The organism is Nonomuraea terrae (genome assembly GCF_044465245.1).
Lineage (GTDB): Bacteria > Actinomycetota > Actinomycetes > Streptosporangiales > Streptosporangiaceae > Nonomuraea > Nonomuraea terrae.
This window is the reverse complement of sequence record NZ_JBITLL010000005.1, coordinates 745924-768892: the sequence shown is the minus strand read 5'-3', so window position 1 is coordinate 768892 and position 22969 is coordinate 745924. Positions and strand designations below refer to the sequence as shown.

18 protein-coding genes are annotated in these 22969 nt (G+C 71.5%); 12 read left to right on the top strand and 6 right to left on the bottom strand.

Features of this window, described 5'->3' with window-relative positions; all coding sequences use genetic code 11:
- Positions 1–57 precede the first annotated feature (57 nt).
- On the top strand, positions 58–2109 hold the full coding sequence (locus ACIBP6_RS27325) for an APC family permease (protein WP_397056575.1): 2052 nt from the start codon (positions 58–60) through the stop codon (positions 2107–2109).
- On the opposite strand, the gene ACIBP6_RS27320 is transcribed toward ACIBP6_RS27325, so the two are convergent.
- Positions 2096–3733: an alpha/beta hydrolase gene (locus ACIBP6_RS27320; RefSeq protein WP_397056573.1), complete on the bottom strand. Its 1638-nt coding sequence runs from the start codon at positions 3731–3733 to the stop codon at positions 2096–2098. The genes ACIBP6_RS27325 and ACIBP6_RS27320 overlap by 14 nt on opposite strands.
- Before the next feature lie 66 nt (positions 3734–3799).
- Between ACIBP6_RS27320 and ACIBP6_RS27315 the strand changes: the two genes are divergently transcribed.
- Both ACIBP6_RS27315 and ACIBP6_RS27310 read left to right on the top strand, forming a co-directional pair.
- Positions 3800–5050, top strand: coding sequence for a class I SAM-dependent RNA methyltransferase (locus ACIBP6_RS27315; protein ID WP_397056571.1), 1251 nt, complete (start codon positions 3800–3802; stop codon positions 5048–5050).
- A 141-nt stretch (positions 5051–5191) separates the two neighbouring features.
- Complete coding sequence (locus ACIBP6_RS27310; protein ID WP_397056569.1) at positions 5192–6118, top strand: CAP domain-containing protein; 927 nt, start codon at positions 5192–5194, stop codon at positions 6116–6118.
- Here ACIBP6_RS27310 and mug read toward each other — a convergent pair.
- From mug to ACIBP6_RS27285, 5 genes are read right to left on the bottom strand one after another with little or no spacing between them, the layout of a single operon-like run.
- Entirely contained in the window at positions 6115–6612 is a 498-nt protein-coding gene (gene mug / locus ACIBP6_RS27305) for a G/U mismatch-specific DNA glycosylase (protein ID WP_397056567.1), read from the bottom strand. The genes ACIBP6_RS27310 and mug overlap by 4 nt on opposite strands.
- 10 nt (positions 6613–6622) lie before the next feature.
- On the bottom strand, positions 6623–8023 hold the full coding sequence (locus ACIBP6_RS27300; RefSeq protein WP_397056565.1) for a sugar porter family MFS transporter: 1401 nt from the start codon (positions 8021–8023) through the stop codon (positions 6623–6625).
- A 46-nt stretch (positions 8024–8069) separates the two neighbouring features.
- Entirely contained in the window at positions 8070–10526 is a 2457-nt protein-coding gene (locus ACIBP6_RS27295; protein WP_397056563.1) for a polynucleotide kinase-phosphatase, read from the bottom strand.
- Entirely contained in the window at positions 10510–12192 is a 1683-nt protein-coding gene (locus ACIBP6_RS27290; protein WP_397056562.1) for a 3' terminal RNA ribose 2'-O-methyltransferase Hen1, read from the bottom strand. Before ACIBP6_RS27290 ends, ACIBP6_RS27295 begins: the two co-directional genes overlap by 17 nt.
- A gap of 41 nt (positions 12193–12233) precedes the next feature.
- Positions 12234–13139, bottom strand: coding sequence for an LLM class F420-dependent oxidoreductase (locus ACIBP6_RS27285; protein ID WP_397056560.1), 906 nt, complete (start codon positions 13137–13139; stop codon positions 12234–12236).
- Positions 13140–13258: 119 nt separating this feature from the next.
- Between ACIBP6_RS27285 and ACIBP6_RS27280 the strand changes: the two genes are divergently transcribed.
- From ACIBP6_RS27280 to ACIBP6_RS27240, 9 genes are all read left to right on the top strand, one after another.
- Positions 13259–14257: a hypothetical protein gene (locus ACIBP6_RS27280; protein ID WP_397056558.1), complete on the top strand. Its 999-nt coding sequence runs from the start codon at positions 13259–13261 to the stop codon at positions 14255–14257.
- A 51-nt stretch (positions 14258–14308) separates the two neighbouring features.
- On the top strand, positions 14309–15427 hold the full coding sequence (locus ACIBP6_RS27275) for a sensor histidine kinase (protein WP_397056556.1): 1119 nt from the start codon (positions 14309–14311) through the stop codon (positions 15425–15427).
- Positions 15424–16515 carry a sensor histidine kinase gene (locus ACIBP6_RS27270; protein ID WP_397056554.1) on the top strand — a complete coding sequence of 364 codons (1092 nt, stop codon included), beginning with the start codon at positions 15424–15426 and terminating at the stop codon, positions 16513–16515. The genes ACIBP6_RS27275 and ACIBP6_RS27270 overlap by 4 nt, the downstream gene beginning before the upstream one ends.
- Positions 16512–17111: a response regulator transcription factor gene (locus ACIBP6_RS27265; protein WP_397056552.1), complete on the top strand. Its 600-nt coding sequence runs from the start codon at positions 16512–16514 to the stop codon at positions 17109–17111. The genes ACIBP6_RS27270 and ACIBP6_RS27265 overlap by 4 nt, the downstream gene beginning before the upstream one ends.
- Positions 17112–17451: 340 nt before the next feature.
- Positions 17452–19206: an ABC transporter substrate-binding protein gene (locus tag ACIBP6_RS27260; RefSeq protein ID WP_397056550.1), complete on the top strand. Its 1755-nt coding sequence runs from the start codon at positions 17452–17454 to the stop codon at positions 19204–19206.
- A 66-nt stretch (positions 19207–19272) separates the two neighbouring features.
- Positions 19273–20268, top strand: a complete 996-nt coding sequence (locus ACIBP6_RS27255; RefSeq protein WP_132611891.1) for an ABC transporter permease — start codon at positions 19273–19275, stop codon at positions 20266–20268.
- Positions 20265–21149 (top strand): ABC transporter permease, encoded by an 885-nt coding sequence (locus ACIBP6_RS27250; RefSeq protein ID WP_397056548.1) that lies wholly within the window; start codon positions 20265–20267, stop codon positions 21147–21149. The genes ACIBP6_RS27255 and ACIBP6_RS27250 overlap by 4 nt, the downstream gene beginning before the upstream one ends.
- A complete protein-coding gene (locus tag ACIBP6_RS27245; protein WP_397056546.1) occupies positions 21146–22087 on the top strand; it encodes an ABC transporter ATP-binding protein in 942 nt (313 codons plus the stop codon). The genes ACIBP6_RS27250 and ACIBP6_RS27245 overlap by 4 nt, the downstream gene beginning before the upstream one ends.
- Positions 22087–22965: an ABC transporter ATP-binding protein gene (locus ACIBP6_RS27240; protein WP_397056544.1), complete on the top strand. Its 879-nt coding sequence runs from the start codon at positions 22087–22089 to the stop codon at positions 22963–22965. Before ACIBP6_RS27245 ends, ACIBP6_RS27240 begins: the two co-directional genes overlap by 1 nt.
- Positions 22966–22969 lie beyond the last annotated feature (4 nt).

Here is a 22969-nt window from a genome sequence, read left to right as displayed (position 1 = left end):
GGCCCTGCGGGGACGCGCTTCGTTTGGGGTGTCAGTCTGGGGCTAGCATCTCGTTACGTGGCGAAGGTAACAGATCTTGTCAAACGCTTGCTCGTGGGGCGGGCCCTGCGAAGCGGGCAGCTCCACGAGCAACTCCTGCCTAAACGGATCGCACTGCCGGTCTTCGCGAGCGACGCGCTCTCCTCCGTGGCGTACGCCCCACAGGAGATCCTCGTCATCCTTTCGCTGGCCGGCGTCTCCTTCTACACCTACAGCCCCTGGATCGCGCTCGCCGTCGTGGTCGTGATGCTCACGGTCGTCGCGTCGTACCGGCAGAACGTGCACGCCTATCCCAGCGGGGGCGGCGACTACGAGGTCGCCAGCACCAACCTCGGCAAGAACGCCGGGCTCACCGTGGCCAGCGCCCTGCTCGTCGACTACGTGCTCACCGTCGCGGTGTCCGTCGCCAACGGCGTCGACTACGTCGGCGCCACCATCCCGTTCGTGGGCCAGCACAAGCCCGCCGTCGCCATCGCCATCGTCATCCTGCTCACCGTGGTCAACCTGCGCGGCATCCGCGAGTCCGGCGCCGCCTTCGCCGTTCCCACGTACGCGTTCATGATCTCCGTCCTCGGGCTGATCTGCTGGGGCGGGTTCCGGCTCCTGGTGCTCGGAGAGGACCTCCAGGCGCCGAGCGCCCAGTTCACCATCGAGCCGGAGCAGACGGACCTCACCGCCTTCGCCGCGGCGTTCCTGATCCTGCGCGCCTTCTCCACCGGGTGCGCCGCGCTGACCGGCGTCGAGGCCATCAGCAACGGCGTGCCCGCCTTCCGCAAGCCCAAGAGCAAGAACGCCGCCACCACGCTGCTGATGATGGGCCTGGTCGCGATCACCATGTTCGGCGGCATCATCGCGCTGGGCCTGGCGTCGGGCGTCAAGGTGGCCGAGCCCTCGGTGGTGGCCGAGGACCTGCTGCGGCCCGACGGCACGCCGGTCGGCCCGGGGTACTACCAGCAGCCGATCATCTCGCAGGTGGCCGACGCGGTCTTCGGCGGCGGTTCGCTGCCGTTCGTGGTGATCTCGGCCGTGACGGCGCTGATCCTCTTCCTCGCGGCGAACACCGCGTTCAACGGCTTCCCCGTGCTCGGCTCGATCCTGGCGCAGGACCGCTTCCTGCCGCGCCAGCTGCACACCCGCGGCGACCGGCTGGCCTTCTCCAACGGCATCATCATCCTGGCGCTCGGCGCCTGCCTGCTGCTGTGGGGGTTCCAGGCCGACGTCAGCCGCCTGCTCAACCTGTACATCGTCGGGGTCTTCGTCTCGTTCACGCTCAGCCAGACCGGCATGGTCATCCACTGGACCCGCCATCTGAAGACCGAGACCGACCTGAGGCTGCGCCACCAGATGCACCGCTCGCGCGTGATCAACGCCTTCGGCGCGGTCATGACGGGGATGGTGCTGATCGTCGTGCTGCTGACGAAGTTCCTGGTCGGGGCGTGGATCGTGGTGATCGCGATGCCGGTGCTGTTCCTCATGATGAAGGGCATCAGGCGCCACTACGACAACGTCGCGGCCGAGCTGGAGCTCACCGGCGACTTCGAGGCGCCCATGCTGCCCGCGCGCAACCACGCGATCGTGCTGGTCTCCAAGCTGCACAAACCCACCATGCGCGCCCTCGCCTACGCCCGCGCCACCCGCCCCTCCACGCTGGAGGCCGTCACCGTCGGGGTCGAGGGCGAGGAGGCGACCCGGCTGCGGGAGGAGTGGGAGCGGCGCGGCATCCCGGTGCCGCTGAAGATGCTCAGCTCCCCCTACCGCGAGATCACGCAGCCCGTCCTCGACTACGTCAAGACCGTGCGCAGGCGCTCGCCGCGCGACGTGGTGACGGTGTTCATCCCCGAGTACGTGGTCGGCCACTGGTGGGAGCACCTGCTGCACAACCAGAGCGCGCTGCGGCTGAAGGCGCGGCTGCTGTTCAAGCCGGGCGTCATGGTGACCAGCGTGCCCTGGCAGCTGCACTCCGCCGACCGGCTGCAGGGCAGGCCGGAGCCGTTCGCCCCCGGGTCCGTACGGCGTCCGTGGCACCAGACCGTCAAGGACGAGGACGAAGGCAACATCAGGACGAGCTGATCAGGGCGCGCAGCCGGTCGGTGTCGCGGGCGGTCCAGCCGGGCGGCGCGGCCACGGCGGCCCAGCCGTCCACGATGTTCGCGCCGTAGCGGTGCCCGTGACCGGCCGGCACGTCGAGCGCGGCGGTCATGTCGACCAGCACCTGCCAGAACGTCACCAGCGGAAACCAGTTCATCTCCGGGTTGACGCCCGGCCCCCGCGCGCCCTCCAGCCAGGCCGGCCGGTCGTAGATGAGCCGCGGCGACCACCACACGACCGGGTCGGAGGCGTTCTGCAGGTAGAGCACGCGCGGGCGCGGCCACGGGCCGGCCGGCCTGGCCAGATCGGCCGGGCTCTGCGCGAATCTGGCCGTCAGGCCGGAGCGGTAGACCGGCCGCCACACGGGGCTGCCGCGCTCGCGCCCGTAGGTGAGCTGCTGCCAGATGCGGTTGGCGTTGGGCGGGCCGACGAACATCGCCCCGTCGGCCCGGGAGACCAGGTCGGTCAGGTCATGGAACGACTCCTCCAGCGCGTACGAGCCCAGGCTCTCGCCGGACAGCAGCAGCCGGGGCCGCGCGGCGGCCGGCAACCGGGACCAGCGCGCGTACACCGCCTCGAACAGCGCCTTGCCGGTGGCCGCCGCCTTCTCCCTGTCGACCAGGAACGACACCCAGCTCGGCAGGTAGGAGTACTGCAGCGCCACCATGGCCGTGCGGCCGTTGTACATGTACTCCAGGGTGTCGGCGATGACCGGATCGACCCAGCCGGTGCCGGTGGTGCCGAGCACGGCGAGCACGGGCCGCCGGAAGGCGCCGGTGCGCTCCAGCTCGCGCACGGCGAGGGCCGCCTGGGCCTGCGGCGACGAGGTGCCCTGCAGGCCGACGTAGACCCTGATGGGCTGGGCGGCGCGCTGCCCGGAGAAGGCGGTCAGGCGGGCGGGGGTGACGGCGGTGCCGGTGAAGCGGCGGCCTTCGCGGCCCAGCGACTCCCAGCCCACCAGCGACCGGGTCCCGCCCGACACGTACGGGGAGGCGGGCTTGGTCACCCCCGGGTAGGTGCCCTGGTTGGCGACCGAGGAGATGTCGCTCACCCGGGCCACGAACGCGCTGAACAGCACGTCGTTGGCGAACACCCCGACGAGCAGGGCCATGACGATCACCCCGACGGCGTGGCCGACGGACGCGGGGACGAAGCGGTCGAGCCAGGTGATCAGTTTGCGGCCGCCCAGGCGTACCAGCCGGGCCAGGGTGAGGCCGGCGCAGAACAGGACGACGCTCACGGCGAGGATCAGCGGCGGGAACCACGTGATCCGGGTGTCCATCTCCATCAGCGCCCGCAGGTCGCGCTGCCAGTCGTAGCTGTAGGCGAGTGTCACCACCACCAGCGCGGCGCAACCGGCCAGCATGATCCGCCAGGCGCCGCGCCGCCCGCGCTCGGGCAGCCGATAGGAGATGATCAGCCGGGCCACCGCGCCGATCGAGGCGCCCACGGCGTAGCCGAGCAGGGCCGTGACCGCGCCCATCACTCCCTGGTAGAGCCAGGTGCGGGGCAGCAGCGACGGCGTCAGGGAGGCGCAGGTGAACAGGGTGGCCAGCAGCGCGCCGCCGAAGCCGAGCCGCCGCCGTACCACCCTCGCGCCGTCCACGCCCACTTACAGTAGGGGATCAGGTGAAAGAGGTGGTCATAGAGGTCAGGGCATTAGGGTGGCGGTGTGAATGAGGGATCTCTCGAGCTGACGGTAGGTCCGGTCGCCCACGGCGGCTGGTGCGTGGCACGCCATGAGGGGCGGGTGGTGTTCGTCCGGCACGCCCTGCCGGGCGAGCGGGTGATCGCCCATGTCACCGAGGAGACCACCCGGTTCCTGCGGGCCGACGCGGTCGAGATCCTGGAGCCGTCGCCCGACCGCGTGGTGCCGCCCTGCCCGTACGCCGGGCCGGGCCGCTGCGGCGGTTGCGACTGGCAGCACGCCACCCTGGAGGCGCAGCGCCGGCTCAAGGCGCAGGTCGTGGCCGAGCAGATGCGCCGGCTCGCGGGCATCGAGCGCGAGATCGTGGTCGAGGAGGTGCCCGGGGCCAAGGACGGCCTCGGCTGGCGCACGCGCGTGCAGTTCGCCGCCCTGCCGGGCGGTGAGCTGGGCTTCCGCCGGCACCGCTCCCACGACATCGAGGTCGTCGACGCCTGCCTGATCGCCCATCCCGAGGTGGAGGCGGTCGGCGTGGAGGGCGACCGGTGGCCGGGGGCGCGGTCCGTCGAGGTCATCGCCTCCTCCGAGGGTGAGCGGGCCGTGGTCGTCGCGCCGCGCCCCCGGCGCTCCGTCACGGTGCCCGACCTGGAGGCGTCCGCCTCGATCCTGCTCGACCAGGGCAAGGGCCGCACGGTCGCGCGCCGCGGGTCCGGGCTGCTGCACGAGCAGGTCGGCGACCGGGAGTTCCGGGTCGCGGGCAGCGGGTTCTGGCAGGTGCATCCCGGGGCCGCCGCGACGCTGCTCGACGCGGTGCTGGCGTACGCCGCCCCCGAGCCGGGGGAGTGGGCACTCGACCTCTACTGCGGGGTGGGGCTGTTCGCGGCCGGTCTCGCGGAGGCCGTGGGGCCCGAGGGAGCGGTGTTCGGGCTGGAGTCGGAGGAGTCGGCCGTGCGCGACGCGCGGGCCAACCTGCGCGACCTGCCGCAGGCGCGGGTGGAGCGGGGCCGGGTGGAAGAGGGCCTCGACCGCTTCCAGATCGAGCGGGCCGACCTCGTGGTGGTGGACCCGCCGCGGGCCGGGCTGGGCCGCGAGGTGGTCGGCCGCGTCGCGGCGCTGGAGGCCCGGCGGATCGTGTACGTCTCCTGCGACCCCGCGACCTTCGCCCGCGACGTCGCCTGGCTGGGCGAAGGCGGCTACGAGCTGGCCGAGATGCGGGCCTTCGACGCCTTCCCGATGACCCACCACGTGGAGATCGTGGCCCTGCTCGTCAGGGCGTGATGGGAGAGTCTTTAGACGCCCCTTGAGGTCTCTTGGTTGACATTAATCACAAGAGAATTGTCCGAATTTTCGTGACAAATTGGTAACGGGGCCGACAGAATGCGGGACCACCAGCGTCTACCGCAACTGGAGGCAACCCCCATGCGTAAACCTCTCGGGGTCCTCGCAGCCGTCGCCGGTCTGGCCGCCTGTGCCCCCGCCACCGGCGGGGAGCAGGGCCCTCAGGCGGCCGGAGTGGCGGCCGAGGTGACGGCGCCGGCGGCCACGCCGAGCGCCGTGCCGACTCCCAAGCCGACGCCCGAATCGGACGACTGCCGGGTGAAGGTGACCCGGCCCGACATCGCCGCTCTCAGGATCCAGTCCGCGGCCGTGCGCCGCGGCTGTGTGCACCCGGCGCTGCTGCGCATCCGCGTCAAGCGCGCCGTCCCCGGCGACGACCGGGTCGTCAAGAGCGGCGCGACCAGGAAGGGTCGCATCGCGCTCAAGCTGCCCTGCGAGCCGGGCACGTACTACGCGACGGCCACCGACTACCGAGGCCGTACCGTCAAGTCGAAGGCCGTGCGGCTGACCTGCGTCACCCCCACGCCGACCCCCACCCTGATCCCCTCCCAGCCTGAGGTGGCCCCGCGGCAGCCCGAGCAGCCCGCGCGGCCCGAGCGCAAGGGGCCCGTGTCGGCCGTCGGCTCGGCCATGGAGAACGAGGTCGTCCGGCTCACCAACGTCGAGCGCGAGCAGGGCGGCTGCGGGCCGCTCAAGCACGACGCGCGCCTGCGCGAGGCCGCGCACGGGCACTCCGCCGACATGGCCGAGAACGACTACTTCGAGCACGACTCCCAGGACGGCCGCGACATGGCCGACCGCATCCGCGCGACCGGCTTCGGCGGCTCGGCCTGGGCGGAGAACATCGCCATGGGGCAGCCGTCGGCGGCCGCGGTGGTCAAGGCGTGGATGAACAGCGACGGCCACCGGCAGAACATCATGAACTGCTCGTACACCCACATCGGGGTGGGCGCGGCCAAGGACGCGCAGGGTCAGATCTACTGGACGCAGGACTTCGCGGCCGACTAGGCGAGCGCCTCGCGCAGGCGGCGGAACTCGGCGGCCAGGGCCGCCGGGGTCCAGTGGGCGTTGAGCCCGCTCGGGTTGGGCAGCACCCAGACCCGCACCCCGCCGACGAGCTCGTCCTGCGGCCCGATGCGGGCCTTGGGCCGGGCGAAGGCCGTACGGTAGGCAGACACGCCGAGCACGGCCAGCACCTTCGGCCGCAGCCCGGCGACCTTCACGGCCAGGGCCGCCCCGCCCGTGGCGAGCTCCTCTCGGGTCAGCTCCGATGCCTTGGCGCTGGCCCGGGGGACGATGTTCGTGATGCCGAGCCCGTACGACGGGAGCAGGTGCTGCTCGGCCGGCGCGAGGCGGCGCGGCGTGAAACCGGACGCGTGCAGCGCCGGCCAGAAGCGGTTGCCCGGCCGGGCGAAGTGGTGACCGGTGGCCTCCGACATCAGACCGGGATTGATACCGCAGAACAGCACGTCGAGTGAGGGCGCGAGGACGTCGTCGAGCACGTGCCGGAGACTAGCCCATCTCCTCCAGTTTGCGGCCCTTGGTCTCTCTGACCCACTTGGCCACGAAGAGGAACGACAGCAGGGCGAACAGCGCGTATCCGGCGTAGGTGAGCGGCAGGTTCCGGTCCGCCAGGGCCGGGAACGACACCGTGATCGCCCAGTTGGCGATCCACTGGGCCGCCGCCGCCACGCCCAGGGCGGCGGCGCGGATGCGATTGGGGAACATCTCGCCCAGCAGCACCCAGACCACCACGCCCCACGACAGCGCGAAGAACAGCACGAACATGTTGGCCGCGATGAGCGCGATCGCGCCCTGCGGGTTCGGCAGGGAGACCGTGCCGTTCACGACCCGGGAGGCGCTGAACGCCAGCGCCGCGGTGGCCAGCGAGACGGCCATCCCGGCGGAGCCGATCATGAGCAGCGGCCGCCGGCCGATCTTGTCGACCAGCGAGATCGCGATGAACGTGCCGATGATGTTGATGATCGAGCTGGAGAAGCTGATCAGCAGGGAGTCGGCCTGGTTGATGCCCACCGACTGCCACAGCACCGACGAGTAGTAGAAGATCACGTTGATGCCGACGAACTGCTGGAAGATCGAGAGCACGATGCCGATCCACACGATCGGCAGCAGCCCCAGCGCCGGGCCGCGCAGGTCGCGCAACCCCGGCACGCGCTCGGTGCGCAGCACGCGCTGGATCTCCGAGATGCGGTCGTCGAGGTCCACGTCGTCGGGTTCGACCTCGGCCAGCACCTCCCGGGCCCGCTTCGTCCGCCCTGACATGATCAGGTAGCGCGGCGACTCGGGGATGGTCAGGGCGAACAGCAGGTAGAAGCCGGCGGGCACCACGCAGGCCCCGAGCATCCACTGCCACGCCTGCAGCGGGCCGAGGTAGTTGTTGACGTCGCCGCCGGCCAGCCGCGCGATCACGTAGTTGACCAGCTGCGAGACCGCGATCCCGAGCACGATGTTGAGCTGCTGGAACGACCCCAGCCGCCCCCGGAAGGCCGGCGGGGCCACCTCGGCGATGTACGCCGGCCCGAGCACGGACGCCATGCCGATCGCGAACCCCGCCACCACCCGCCAGAACGCCAGATCCCACACCGAGAACGGCAACATCTGCCCGATCGAGCTGACCGCGAACAGCAGCGCCGCGACCTGCATCGACCTCGTACGCCCCCACCGGTCGGCCAGCCCGCCACCGGTCCACGCGCCCAGCGCCGAGCCCAGGAGCGCGATCGCCACCACGAACCCGATCTCGAACGACCCGACCGCGAAATGCCGCTGGATCCCCACCACGGCCCCGTTGATGACGGAGCTGTCATAGCCGAACAGGAATCCGCCGATGGCGGCGGCGGCCGTGATGAACACGACATGGCCGAGATGCTCATGATGGGTGTATTGAGTAGCCATGTAGGTCCTTACCCCAAAATGGGGCATTACCCACGAGTCACAGGCATCACAGGCGTGGGTCGACCGGCTCCGACTCCAGCGCCAGCACCGCGAAGACCGGCTCGTGCACCCGCCAGCGTGCCTCGCCGTCCGCCAGCCGGGCCAGCGCCTCCAGGCCGAGCGCGTACTCGCGCAGCGCCAGGGAGCGCTTCTTGCCGAGGAAGCGGCGGCGCAGCACGTCGAGCGACTCGGTGTAGTCGGGGCCGTAGATGATGCGCAGGTATTCGCGCCCGCGCACCTTCACGCCCGGCTGCACCCGCCCCGGCGTGTACGCCGCGGGCTTGACCACCATGCCCTCGCCGCCGGCCGCCGTCAGCGCCTCCCACCACGCGGTCGCCTCGGCCCTCGACTCCGCCGAGCCGAGCCGGACGGTGACGTGCCGCGTCCGCGTGATCAGCGGCGAGTCGAGCAGCGCGAGCGTGGACAGGTGCCAGGCGTGCGGCTCCAGCGCCGTGGCCCGCCCCTCGCAGGCCAGGATCTGGAACGGCGCCACCCGGATGCCGTCGAGACCCTCGACCGGCCAGCAGTAGCGCGCGTAGGCGTCGCGGAACAGGGCAGCGTTGCCGGAGCGGCGTCGGGCGCGGTCCAGCAACGGTCCCACACCCAGACCGCGCCCGGCCGCCGCCTCCAGGGCCGCGACCGCCTCGGGCAACGCCACCCGGGCGGCCGCGCCGACGGAGGCGTACTGCGACCTGATCAGCTCGCCCGCCTTGGCCGACCACGGCAGCAGCTCGCAGTCGAGCGCCACCCAGTCGGAGCCGAGCGCGGCCCAGAGCGGCTCGCACGCCTCGCGCAGCCGGTCGACCAGCGGCGACGGGTCGGCGAAGAACGGGCGCCCGGTACGGGTGTAGACCATGCCGGCGCCGTCCGTCACGCCGAACCTCTCCCGCGCCACCTCCGGCGTCCTGGCCAGCACGGCGACCGCCCGCGAGCCCATGTGCTTCTCCTCGCACACGACCTCGTCCACCCCCGCCGCGGCGAACTCCTCGAACGCCTCGTGCGGGTGCTCCAGGTAGCCGTCGAGCCGCGAGGTCTCCGGCGGGGCCATGGTCGGCGGCAGGTAGACCAGCCAGCGCGGGTCGGCCGCGAACCGGCTCATGACCTCCAGTGCGGCGGCGGCGTTCTCCTCGGCGACCTTGACGCGGCCGCCGAACCTGGTCTCCACGTGCCGGGTGCCGATCACGTCGGTCACGTCGAGCAGGCCGGGGTCGCGTCCGGCGGTGCCGAGCGGGCGGGCCGGCTCGTACCAGACCTTCTCCGCGGGTACGCGGACGAGCTCGCGCTCCGGGTAGCGCAGGGCGGTCAGGTTGCCACCGAACACCGCCCCCGTGTCCAGACAAATCGTGTTGTTGACCCATTCGGCGCGGATCGTGGGGGTGTGGCCGTAGACGACCATGGCGCGGCCCCGGTACTCCTCGGCCCACGGGTAGCGGACCGGCAGGCCGTACTCGTCCGTTTCGCCGGTGGTGTCGCCGTACAGGGCGAACGCGCGCACCCGGCCGGAGGCGCGGCCGTGGTAGGCCTCCTTCAGCCCGGCGTGCGCGACGACCAGCCGGCCGCCGTCGAGCCGGTAGTGGCTGCGCAGCCCCGCGAGGAAGCCGCGGACCCGCTCGACGAACTCCGGCGGCTGCGCGGCGAGCTGGTCGAGCGACTCCTGCAGGCCGTGCGCGACGGTGACCTTGCGGCCCTTGAGCGCGCGCAGCAGCTTGTTCTCGTGGTTGCCCGCCACGCAGATCGCCGTGCCGGCCTCCACCATGTCCATGACCAGGCGCAGCACGCCCGGTGTGTCGGGGCCGCGGTCGACCAGGTCGCCGACGAACACCGCGGTGCGGCCCCGCGGGTGCCGGATCCCCTCCCAGCCCAGCTCGCGCAGCAGCGTCTCCAGCTCCGAGCGGCAGCCGTGCACGTCGCCGACGATGTCGAACGGGCCCGTCAGCTCCGTCAGGTCCGACCACGCCTTCTCGTACGTGACCTGCGCGGCCTCGATCTCCTCGACGCCGCGTAGCACGTGCACCCTGCGGAACCCGTCGCCGGAGATGCGGGTGAGGGAACGGCGCAGGTCCTTGTCCTGGCGGGCCACCACACCAGGGCCGAAGTCGCGGTCGGGGCGGGCGGCGTTGCGCTCGACCGCCACCTCGCGCGGCACGTCGAGCACGATCGCGTCGGCCAGGACGTCGTGCCGCTTGGCCAGCTCGATCAGGCCGCGGCGGGCGGCGTACTGGACGTTGGTGGCGTCGACCACGGTGAGCAGGCCCCGCGACAGGCGCACGCCGACGATGTGGTGCAGCAGCTCGAACGCCGCAGGGGTGGCCGACTGGGCGTTCTCGTCGTCGGCGACCAGGCCGCGGCAGAAGTCGGAGGAGATCACCTGCGTGGGCTTGAAGTGCCGGCGCGCGAACGTCGACTTGCCGCTGCCGGACACGCCGACGAGCAGCACCAGGGAGAGCTCAGGAAGCGAGATCACGGGTGAACACTCCCATCTGGGTCGGCGGGCCGAGCTCGGGGTCGTCGTCGCCGACCGGCGCGAACGCGACCCGGTAGCCGTACCGGGCGGCCACGCCGGTGGCCCAGGCGGTGAACTCGGCGCGGGTCCACTCGAAGCGGTGGTCGGGGTGGCGCAGGCCGGTGAGGAACGGGTAGCGGACGTTGTACTCGGCGTTGGGGGTGGTGACCAGCACGTGCCGCGGGGTGGCGGCGCCGAACACGACGCGTTCGAGCGCGTCCAGCCGGGGCGGGTCGACGTGCTCGATCACCTCCATGAGCACGGCGGCGTCGTAGCCGGACAGCCGCCGGTCGGTGTAGGTGAGCGCGCCCTGGAACAGGGTGAGCCTGGCCCGGCGGGTGTCGGGCATGCGGTCGAGGCGCAGCTTGCGGGCGGCGATGGCGAGCGCCATGGGGGAGGCGTCCATGCCGGCGACGCGGGTGAAGCGCGGGCGCTGGAGCAACGCACCGACCAGCTCGCCCCGCCCGCACCCGAGGTCGATCACACTGGCCGCACCCAGCTCCTCCAGGGTGGCGAGGACGGCCTCCCGCCGCCTGACGCTGAGCGACTTCGCCGCGGGCGGCAGACCCCCGCCCTCCCCGCCCGTCTCGGGCGTGACCCGGGCGTGTGGGTCGCCGTCGGTCCGGGGAGTGGGGTGGGCATCGCCGTCCCGCTCCGAGGCGGGACGGCGATGGGCGCCGTCCGTCTCTGGGGTGAGGTGGGCGTGTGGGGCGCCGTCCGTCTCGGGGGTGAGGTGGGCGTGTGGGGCGCCGTCCGTCTCTGGGGTGAGGTGGGCGTGTGGGGCGCCGTCCGTCTCGGGGGTGGAGTGGGCGTGTGGGTCGGCGTCCGTCTCGGGGGTGGGGTCGGTGGGGTCCTCGTCGATCGGGGGGTCGAGGCGTTCTTCCAGGTCGTCGCCCAGCTCGGCGAGGCGGGCCAGGGCGGTGCGTTCGAGCGCGCGGCGGCGGCCCAGGTAGCGGCGGGTGATCAGGGGGCGGTCCGGGTGGCCGGCGAGCCAGCCCTCACCGGCCCTGACCAGCTTGTCCACCTCGTCGGGCGCGATCCAGTAGTGCTTGGCGTCGTCGAGCACCGGCAGCAGCACGTACAGGTGGTTGAGGGCGTCGGCCACACGGACGGTGCCGCGCAGGGTGAGCCCGACATAGCGGGACTCGCCCCAGTCGGGGAAGCCCTCGTCGAGCGGCACCGGCCGCGCGTCCACCGCCCACCCGAGCGGCTCGAACAGCCGCTGTGCGAGCTCCGGCCCGCCCCTGCAGGGCAGCGCGGGCAGCCGCAGCTCCAGCGGCAGCGGCGTGCCGGGCAGCTCGGGCCGGGCCTTGCACCGGCCCGCCCGCGCGGTGCGGAACACGTCGGCCAAGGCCACCGCCAGCAGCGAGGACGCCGCGTACGGGCGGTCGTTGACGTACTGCGACAGGCTGAAGTCGGGCGAGCCCTTGCCCCGCGACCTGACCAGCGCGACGGGGTCGACGTCCAGCAGCAGCGCCGCCGTGCAACGCTCGGCGCCGGCCTCCGGATAGAAGACGGTCGCCGTGCCGAACGACTGGCCGAACTCCTGCACGCGCTCGGGGTGCTTGTGCAGGAGGAAGCCCAGATCCGTCGCGGGCGTCGCCGTCGTGGAGATCATCAGCAGCACGGCCCAAGTCTGCCCCAACGGCGCAAAGCGCCGCCAACGGATTACCCGACGTGCGGCAGCACCTCGGCGGCGATCAGCTCCAGGTGCTCGATGTCGTGCAGGTCGAGGATCTGCAGGTAGACCAGCTCGGCGCCGAGCTCGGCGTACTTCCCGATCTGCTCCAGCACCTCGGCCGGGGTGCCGCACAGGCCCTGCGCGGGATCGTGACCGACGGCGGCCGCGCGCCGCTCGACCTCGGTCCGGTCGGCGCCCACGACGGTGGTCTGCGCGACCGAGTACTTCAGGCCGCGCCCGGTCTCCTCACACGCCCGCCGCACCCGCGCGAACGCCTCCCCGGTCTCGGCCGGCGTGTGGAACGGCACGTTGTACTCGTCCGCGTACGTCGCGGCCAGGCGGGGCGTGCGCTTCGCCCCGAACCCGCCGATGATCACCGGCGGCCGGGGGCGCTGGACCGGCTTGGGCAGCGCCGGCGAGTCGGCCAGCCGGTAGTAGCTGCCCTCGAAGGAGTACGACTTCTCCGCCGTCCACAGCCCGGTGATGATCTCCAGCTGCTCCTCGAACCTGCCGAACCGCTCGCCCACCGGCGGGAACGGGATGCCGTACGCCGAGTGCTCGCCGTCGTACCAGCCGGTGCCGAAGCCCAGCTCGACCCGGCCCCCGCTCATCTGGTCCACCTGCGCCACGCTGATGGCCAGCGGCCCGGGCAGCCGGAACGTGGCGGGCGAGACCAGCGTGCCCAGCCGGATCCGGGACGTCTCCCTGGCCAGACCGGCGAGCGTGACCCACGCGTCGGTCGGGCCGGGCCCCGGGTCGCCGGGACCGATCCGCTGGTAGTGGTCGGACCGGAAGAAAGCGTCGAAACCCAGGCGTTCGGTGGCCTGAGCGACGGTAAGCAGGTCGTCATATGTGGCGCCCTGCTGTGGTTCGGTGAAGATCCGCAGCTTCATGACCACATTATCCGCACACATCGGACGGGAACCGGAAAAGCCCCACGCCGAGTCGCCCGGCTTGCTAACGTTCATCCGCCGGTGTCGTACCGTAGCCGACCGACTACGTGGGGTGGTCCATGTCTCGGCACACCAGGGAGCCCGGCCTGCTCCCGCGTCCGCTCGCCGTCCTCGCCGCACTCGCGCTCGCCGCCGCCACCGCCGTGGCGGTCCGGCTGCTCCCCGCCGACGCCGCCCGCCCGCCCGTGGCGGCGCGTCCGGCCGTCTCCCCGACGATCACCGTCGCCCCGCCGCCGCAGGAGCCGCCGCCGGCTTTCGTGGGGTTCGTGGACACCGCCCGCGACCCCGGCTTGGACCTGCCCGCCGAGGCCCGCCGCAGCGGTGTGCGCCACTACGCGCTCGGCCACCTCGTCGCGGGCGGCGACGGCTGCGCGCCCCGGTGGACCGGCCGCATCGACCTCGGGAGGAACCCCGTCGCCAACCGGATCGGGCGGCTGCGGGCGCTCGGCGGCGACGCCGTGCCGATCTTCGGCGGCCCCGGCGGGAAGGAGCTGGCCATGGCCTGCCCGCGTCCGGCCGCGCTGGCCGCCGCCTACCGGCGGGTGGTGGGGGCGTTCGGCGCCGCGGCCGTCGAGTTCGAGGTCCGTGACGGCGCGGACCGGGCCGCCGTGCTGCGCCGGGCCCGCGCCCTCCGGGCGGTGCAGCACGAACGCCCGCTGCGGGTGGTCCTCACGCTGCCGCTGACCCCCGAAGGGCTGGAACCGTCCGACGTCACGATGCTGCGGCTGACCCGCCGCGAGGGCGCCGAGGTCGCCATCGTCAACCTGCTGGCCACCGTCGAGCCGCGGGCCGCCGGCGACGGCCGGCTGCGCAGGATGGCCGCGGCCGTGCGCGCGGCCCGCGACCAGATCGCGCGGGCACACGGCCTGGCCACGCCGGAGGAGGCGTGGCCGCGCATCGCGCTCACGCCGGTGCTGGCCGGCGCGGGCGACCTGAGCCGGGCGGACGCCCGTACGCTGGCGGCCTACGCCGACCGTCACGGCCTGGCCTGGTTGTCACTCCGCGGCGTCAACCCCATACCCGACGTTTTGCGGATCCTTTGGAGCACTTCTCCCTGAAGATAGGATTCCGGGCAGGCAGCAAGGTTCTGATCTGCGGGGGAGGGCGTGATGGCGGCACGTCCGGAGACGGCGCGCAAGCTCCTTCTGTACTGGATGGACGGCATGGTGGCGATGTTCGCCGTGATGTTCCTCGTGCTCACCGTCATCCACTGGGAGCACGGCGCGATCTCCCTGCCGCAATTCGTCGCCGCCGTCGCCTGTCAGCTCGGCCTCTACGGGCTCTTCCCCTTCCTGATGCGGGAGACCTACGACCGCCCTCGAAGCCCGTCGCCGAAACTGCTCGTCGCCGGGGCCTGCGCGGCGGGCGCGCTGGTGCTGCTGCCGCATGAGCAGCTGGCCGCCACGCCCAGCTGGATGGAGGTGGGCGTGTTGTGGCTGTCGGCCGCCGCGCTCTACCTGTCGCTGCGCGCCACGGTGGTCCTCGGCGTCGTGGTGGTGAGCCTGGTCACCTGGTGGAGCTCGTTCGTCACCGGCCGCCACTGGGTCGGCGTGCTGTTCGGCGAGATCTTGAGCGGGGTCGCGCTGGTGGCCGCCATGCTGGTGTGGCGCTGGCTCTGGCGGACGATCAAGGACGCCCACGACGGCAAGGAGGCCAAGGCCAGGCTCGCCGTGGCCGAGGAACGGCTGCGCTTCGCCCGCGACCTGCACGACCTGCTCGGCCACAGCCTCGCGGTGATCAGCCTGAAGAGCGAGCTGGCCGCCAAGCTGTCGACGAAGGACGCCGCGCGCGCCGAGGCGGAGATGGCCGACGTACGCCACCTGGCCGCCGACGCGCTGACCGAGGTGCAACTCGCCGTCGACGGCTACCGGACGCTCGACCTGGAGGAGGAGCTCGCCGGCGTACGCGCCGCGCTGGAGGCCGCGGGCGCCCGGTGCGTCGTCGACGTGCGCGCCGACGGCCTGTCGCCCGCCGCCAGGGCGCTGCTGGCCTGGGCGGTGCGCGAGGGCGCCACGAACGTGCTCAAGCACAGCACCGCCACGCGCTGCGCGATCACCATCGACCGAGGGGTGCTGGAGATGCGCAACGACGGCGTCCGCGACGGGGCCGCCGACCCGGGCAGCGGCCTGCGCGGCCTGTCGGAGCGGCTGGTCACGGCCGGCGGCTCGTTCTCGGCCGAGCCGACGCCGACGGGTGAGTTCCTGCTGCGCGCGGCGGTGTCCGCGTGATCCGGCGCGCGACGAAGCTCGACAAGATCCGCTGGCTGATCGTCTACACCACGGACTTCGTGGTCCTGATCTCCTTCGTCGGCTACTACGACCTGTACGTCCGCATGCGGATGGGGATGCCGTGGCAGGTCTTGGCCGTCGCGGCCGTGCTCCTGCTCGCCCTCCAGGTGCTCGCGATGCGGTCGTTCCGGGTAGCTCTGCGGGAGGGCTCGCGGCCCACCGCCGTCCTCGTGGTGAGCGGTCTCATCGTCGCGCTGTTGTCGATCTTCCCGATCATGTGGGCCCACCCGCCGTGGTTGGCCGCCCTGGCGCCGTTCGTCCGCAGGCGCACCATCATCGTGCTGTCGATCGCGTCGATCGCGGTGCTCAACCTGTACGTGACCCTGGCGCAGGGTTTCGAGCCGCCGTTCTTCGTGATGCAGAGCGTGCTGACCGCGATCAGCGTCGGTGGCGTGCTGGCCAACCTCTGGCTCTGGCGGGTGGCCAAGGAGGCCCACGAGGGGCAGGACGCCCTGGCCCAGCTTGCGGTCTCGGAGGAGCGGCTGCGCTTCTCCCGCGACCTGAACGACCTGCTCGGCCAGAGCCTGATCGACGTCGCGGCCCGTACGGCGAGCGCCGAGCGGGCCCTGCGCGCCGACCGGGAGGCCGCCGCGGCCCAGATGTTCGAGGTGCGCGACCTGGCCAGGAAGTCGCTGCGCGAGGTGCGCGCGACCGTGCAGAACTACCGGGCCCTCGACCTGGACGAGGTCCTCGCCAGCGTGCGGGCGGTGCTGGAGGCGGCCGACGTGCGCTGCACCGTGCGCGCCGAGACGGGCTCGCTGGCGCCGGAGACCCGTACGCTCCTGGCCACCGTCGTCCGGGAGGGCGCCACCAACGTGCTCAAGCACAGCAAGGCCGAACGCTGCACGATCACGATCAAGGATGGAGTGCTGGAGATGTCCAACGACGGCGTGAGCGGGCCCGTGGGCGAGCACGCGCAGATCGGCCTGGCCGGCCTGGCCGAGCGGGTACGCGCGGCCGGCGGCACTCTGGAGGCGCGGCCGGTTCAACAGGACCGCTACATGCTGCGGGCGGCGGTGCCGGCATGAGCACCCGCGTGCTGCTGGCCGACGACGAGCACCTCATCCGCGGCGCCATCGCCGCGCTGCTCGACCTGGAGGACGGCATCGAGGTCGTGGCCCAGGTGGGCCGGGGCGACGAGGTCGTGGCCGCCGTCGCCGAGCACCGCCCCGACGTGGCCGTGCTCGACATCGAGATGCCCGGCATGGACGGCCTGAGCGCCGCCGAGCAGATCAGCACCCAGTGCAAGATCGTGATTCTGACGAGCCTCGGCCGCCCCGGCTACCTGCGCCGGGCCATGGCGGCGGGCGTCAGCGGCTTCCTCGGCAAGGACGCGTCCGCGGAGGAGCTGGCGATGGCCATCCGCAAGGTCCAGGGCGGCGGCCGCTACCTGGACGCGGAGCTGGCCGCGGCGGCGATGGCGGCGGGCGACAGCCCGCTGACCGAGCGGGAGCGCGACGCGCTGCGCCTGGCGGGTGACGGCGCGACGATCGCGCGCATCGCCGGCGAGCTGCACCTGACCGAGGGCACCGTGCGCAACTACCTGTCGAGTGCGATGACGAAGCTGGACGCCCAGAACCGCCTGGAGGCCATCCGTACGGCCCAGCGCATGGGCTGGATCTGACGCTGCTGTGATGACGCCGGCCCGCCGCGGATGGGCGGGCCGGCCTCGTCGAACCGGTCGGCCGCTCACCGCTGAGAGCGTTTGCAGGGCCACGTCTCGAAAGCGTCACAGCCCTTGACTCCACGGTCACGCGGAATTTACGTTCGCGGTACTTATCCGGTTCAGCAGGCCCTTTCGGGCCATGAGTCCATGTGAAGACTGATCGCTCACCGGTCTCCGGGCGGGGGCGTTGTGCGCGCCGCTTTTGGGAGCGCTCCCAACCACCGTCGGAAGCCGGCCCATCGGGGTGTCTCGGCAGACTGCGAACCTTCGCGCCACGCGCGGAGGAAGGAGAGTAGCGATGCGTATCCGGGCTCGGTTCATGATCCCGCTCGTGGCGGCGAGCCTGCTCGCCTCCGCCTGCACCAGCGGCGGATCCACGCCACCGCCGGCGGCCTCGCAGCCTCAGGGCGGCCAGGGCGCGGTGGCCGACCCCGGCCAGTTGCCGCGCAGCGAGACCCTCTACACCACCGGCACCCAGTGGGGGCCGCCGGTCAACTTCAACCCGATCAGGGAGTGGGACTCGGCCGTCGGCACCAAGGGCCTGGTGTACGAGACGCTGTTCCACTACGACACCGTCAACGCACAGCTCAAGCCCTGGCTGGCCGCCGGCGGCGCCTGGTCGGACGACACCACGTACGAGGTCAAGCTCCGCCCCGGCATCACCTGGTCCGACGGGCAGCCGTTCACCGCCGAGGACGTCAAGTTCTCCTACGAGCTCGGCAAGATGGAGACGGTCCCCTACCACGACCTGTGGAACTGGCTGGAGGGCATCGAGGCGGTCGACGACCAGACGGTGCGCTTCACCTTCTCCCAGGCCAACTACCAGCAGTGGGACTTCAACCTCTACAGCCGCTCGATCGTCCCGCAGCACGTCTGGAAGGACCGCTCCGAGAAGGAGGTCCTGGACGGCGTCAACGAGAACCCGGTCGGCACCGGCGCGTACAAGATCCTGCGCAAGGGCCAGGACCGCGTGGTGCTGCAGCGCCGCGACGACTGGTGGGGCAAGACGGCGCTGAACATGGAGCCCAAGCCCCGCTACATCGTCGACATCGCCACCCCGAGCAATGAGGTCGCGATGGGCATGCTGCTGCAGCGGCAGCTCGACCTCAGCAACAACTTCCTGCCCGGCGTGGCCAACCTGGTGCAGGGCAACTTCGGGCTGACGACGTACTACAACGAGCCGCCGTACATGTTGTCGGCCAACACCGCCTGGCTGGTGCCCAACACCACGAAGAAGCCGATGGACGACGCGGCCTTCCGCAAGGCGCTGGCCCACTCGATCAACGTCAAGCAGATCGTCGAGAGCGTGTACGGCAACCTGGTGCGCCCCGCCAGTCCCACCGGGCTGCTGCCGCAGTGGGAGAAGTTCGTCGACCAGGACGTGGTCTCCTCGGCGGGCTTCACGTTCGACACCGCCAAGGCCAAGCAGCTGCTGGCCGACGCCGGCTACCGCGACCGCGACGGCGACGGGCTCGTGGAGAACAAGGACGGCTCCAAGATCGAGCTGACCCTCATCGTGCCGTCGGGCTGGACCGACTGGATGGAGTCGGCACGCTCGATCGCCGCGAGCGCCAAGGAGGCCGGCATCTCCATCACGGCGGAGTTCCCCGACTTCAACGCGCTGGTCGAGCAGCGTACCGAGGGGAACTTCGACCTGCTGATCAACAACGAGCGGCAGCTGTCGAACTCGCCTTACACCTACTACGAGTACATGTTCAAGATGCCCGTGCTGGAGCAGCAGAACACGGTCAACTTCGCCCGCTACGAGAACGAGCGGGCCTGGGACCTCGTCCGCGACCTCGACCGGGTGAAGACCGACGACGTCGCGGGCATGCAGAAGATCACCTCCCAGCTCCAGCAGATCCATCTGGACGACCTGCCGGTCATCCCGCTCTGGTACAACGGCCTGTGGGCGCAGCACAGCACCAGCGCGTGGAAGAACTGGCCCTCCTCGCAGGGCAACGCCCCCAAGACCGGCGCCGTGATGTGGCGTAACTGGTTCGAGCTCGGCGGCTTCGAGACGCTCACGCAGCTCCAGCCGGCCGGCTCCTGACCGGGACGACCCCTCCCCTCCGCCCCGCAGAGCCCCGGGGGTGGAGGCCTTCACGGAGAGACACACGTGCGCCGTTACTTCCGCAGGAAACTGCTCGTCTACGGGCTGACGTTCTTCGTCGCCGTCACCGTCAACTGGATGATCCCGCGCTTCATGCCGGGCGACCCGGTGGCCAGCATGGTGGCCCGGGCCAACATGACCCAGCCGCAGGCCGTGGCCGCCATGCGGGCCTACTACAACGACCTCTTCGGCTTCGACCAGCCGCTGTGGCAGCAGTACCTCAGCTTCTGGGGCGCGCTGCTGCGCGGCGACTTCGGGCTCAGCATCTGGCTGTTCCCGACGCCCGTCGGCACGGTGATCGCCGACGCGGTGCCGTACACGCTGGCTCTGGTGGTGCCGTCGGTGCTGCTCAGCTGGGTGGTGGGCAACTGGTTCGGCGCGTACGCCGCCCGCCGCCGGGTGCTCGACAACACCGTCCTGCCGATCGGCTACATCCTGACCGCCACCCCGTACATGTGGCTGGCCGTGCTGCTGGCCTGGGGGCTCGGCGTGGTCGCGGGTCTCTTCCCGGTGGCCGGCGGCTACAGCTTCTCCATGCAGCCCACCTGGTCGTGGGCGTTCCTGCTGGACCTGCTGCACCACTGGGCGCTGCCGTTCCTGTCGCTGTTCCTGGTCGCGCTCGGCGGCTGGGCGATCGGCATGCGCAACATGATCATCTATGAGCTGGAGTCGGACTACGCGAACTACCTGTCCGCGCTCGGCGCCCCGTCCAGGCTGATCCGCAGGTACGCCTTCCGCAACGCCGTCCTGCCCCAGATCACCGGCCTGGCCCTGCAGCTCGGCGTGATCGTGGCGGGCGCGCTGGTGACCGAGATCGTCTTCGCCTATCCGGGGCTCGGCAGCCTCATCCTCAAGGCGATCCAGAACAGCGACTTCTTCCTGTTGCAGGGCACGTTCCTGTTCATCGTGCTCGGCGTGCTGATCGCCAACTTCATCATCGACATCGTCTACGTCGTGGTCGACCCCAGGACGCGGGCGGGAATGGCGGGTGCTGACGCATGACGGCGCTGCAGGAAGCCACCCCTCAGGAGCGGGAGGGCGTACGGCGCGAGGCGCTGTACTTCGCGGTGCGCAACGGCAAGCTGCTGACCGGGTTCGGCGTCGTCGCCGTGCTGCTCGTGCTCGGCCTGGTCGGGCCGCTGTTCACGGACGTGTCGCCCAACCAGTACGGCCCACGCCCCATGAGCCCGCCCTCGGCCGAGCACTGGTTCGGCACCACCACCTTCGGCCAGGACATCTTCGCCCAGTTCGTGCACGGTCTGCGCAGCACCTTCGCGGTGGGCGCGATCGGCGGCGGCATCGCCGCGGTCATCGGCATGCTGGTCGGCTTCACCGCCGGCTACCGGGGCGGCGTGGTCGACGAGGTCCTCAACATGCTGACCAACGTGGTCCTGGTCATCCCCGCGCTGGCCGTGCTGCTGATCGTCAACGCCTATCTCGGCATCCGCAGCGTGGCCGTGCAGGGGCTGTTCATCGGCCTGACGCAGTGGCCGTGGGCGGCGCGGGCGATCCGGGCGCAGACGTTCACGCTGCGCTCGCGCGAGTTCGTGGACCTGGCCAGGATGAGCGGCGCGGGCACCTGGCGGATCATCACCAGGGAGATCGCGCCGAACATGAGCTCGTACCTGTTCATGACGTTCATCCTGTTGTTCGGTGGTTCCATCCTCATCGCCTCGTCGCTGGACTTCATCGGCCTCGGCCCCACCGACGCCGTCTCGCTCGGCCTGATGTTGCAGAACGCCACCCAGTGGAGCGCACTCCAGCTCGGCATGTGGTGGTGGTTCGTCCCGCCGGGCGCCGCCATCACCGCCGTCGTCGGCGCGCTCTACGTGGCCAACGTCGGCCTCGACGAGGTCTTCAACCCGAAGCTGAGGGAGCTATGAGCCTGCGGGTCAACGACTTGAAGGTGCACTACAGGACGTTGAAGGGCGACGTGCGCGCGCTCGACGGCGTCTCCTTCGACCTGGCCGACGGCGAGATCCTCGGGCTGGTCGGCGAGTCGGGCTGCGGCAAGAGCACCCTGGGCAAGGCCCTCATCCGCATGGACGGCCGCATGCGCCGCACCGGCGGCACGGTCGCGCTCGACGGCGAGGAGCTGCCGATCGACGACGACCGCAGGATGAACGACTTCCGCTTCCGCCGGGTCTCCCTCATCCCGCAGTACGCCATGAGCGCGCTCAACCCCACCCGCAAGATCCGCAGACTGGTCGCCGAGCTGCTCAGGTCGCGCGGCGCCGCGGTGGACCCCGCCGAGCTGGAGAGCCGCATGGCCCACGTCGGCCTGCCGCCCGCGGTGCTCGACCGCTACCCGATCGAGCTGTCGGGCGGCATGCGGCAGCGCATGGTGATGGTCATCTCCACGTTGCTCGACCCGTCCCTGCTGATCGCCGACGAGGTCACCTCCGCGCTCGACGTCTCCACCCAGAAGGCCGTGGCCCGCGCCCTGCTCGGCTTCCGCGACAGCGGCTACGTCAAGAGCATGATCTTCATCACGCACGACCTGGCCCTCACCCACCACATCGCCGACACGATCATGGTCATGTACGCCGGCCGCCTGGCCGAGAAGGCCCCCGCCGACGTGATCGTCAAGGCGCCCCGGCATCCGTACACGCGGCTGCTGCTCGACTCGCTGCCTGAGGTGGGCGTCCGCTACGCCGACCGCAGGCTCGACGGCATCGCCGGCAGCCCGCCGTCGTTGCTGGACCCGCCCGCGGGCTGTCGCTTCCGCGACCGCTGCCCGCTCGCCGGCGAGGAGTGCGGCGAGGACCCGCCGGTGACCGAGCTCGCCCGCGACCACCACGTAGCCTGCTGGAAGGCCTGATGCTCAGACTCGACGACGTCACCAAGCGGTTCAGGATCGGCGCGCTCGGCGGCAGGAGCCTCACCGCCGTCAGCGACGTGAGCTTCGAGGTCGCCCCCGGCGAGGTCGTCTCGCTGATCGGGGAGAGCGGCAGCGGCAAGAGCACGATCGGCCGGATGATCCTCGGGCTGCAGCCGATCACCAGCGGCACGATCACCTTCGACGGCCGCCCGGTGCGGCAGGGCAAGGAGTTCTACCGCGGCGTCCAGGGCATCTTCCAGGACCCGTTCAGCTCCTTCAACCCGGTGTTCAAGGCCGACCGGGTGTTCGCCATGGTCAAGGACGCCTACTTCCCGTCGGTGCCCGGGCCGGAGTGGGCGGCGCGGGTCGAGGACGCGCTGCGGGACGTGCGTCTCAACCCCGGCCAGGTGCTCGGCAAGTACCCCCACCAGCTCAGCGGCGGCCAGCTGCAGCGCCTGCTCATCGCCCGCGCGCTGCTGCTGGAGATCAAGTTGCTGGTCGCCGACGAGATCACCAGCATGCTGGACGCCTCCACCCGCATCGAGGTGCTCAACCTGCTGGCCGAGCTCAAGTCGCGGGGGCTGGGCGTGCTGTACATCACGCACGACCTGTCCCTCGGCACCTACCTGGCCGAGCGCACGATCGTGCTGCGGCGGGGGAGCGTCGTGGAGATGGGGCCGACCGGGCAGGTCTTCGGCGGCCCGCTGCACCCGTACACGCGCGAGCTGCTGGCGGCCGTGCCGCGCCTGCACCAGCCCTGGGACGACGCCACGCCCGTGGACACCTGCGCCTACCACCTGAACGGCGGCACCGGAGTGCTCGCCGAGGCCGGACCGGGGCACTTCGTGGCCTGCGCCCGGCTCAGCACCTGTCACTAGGAGA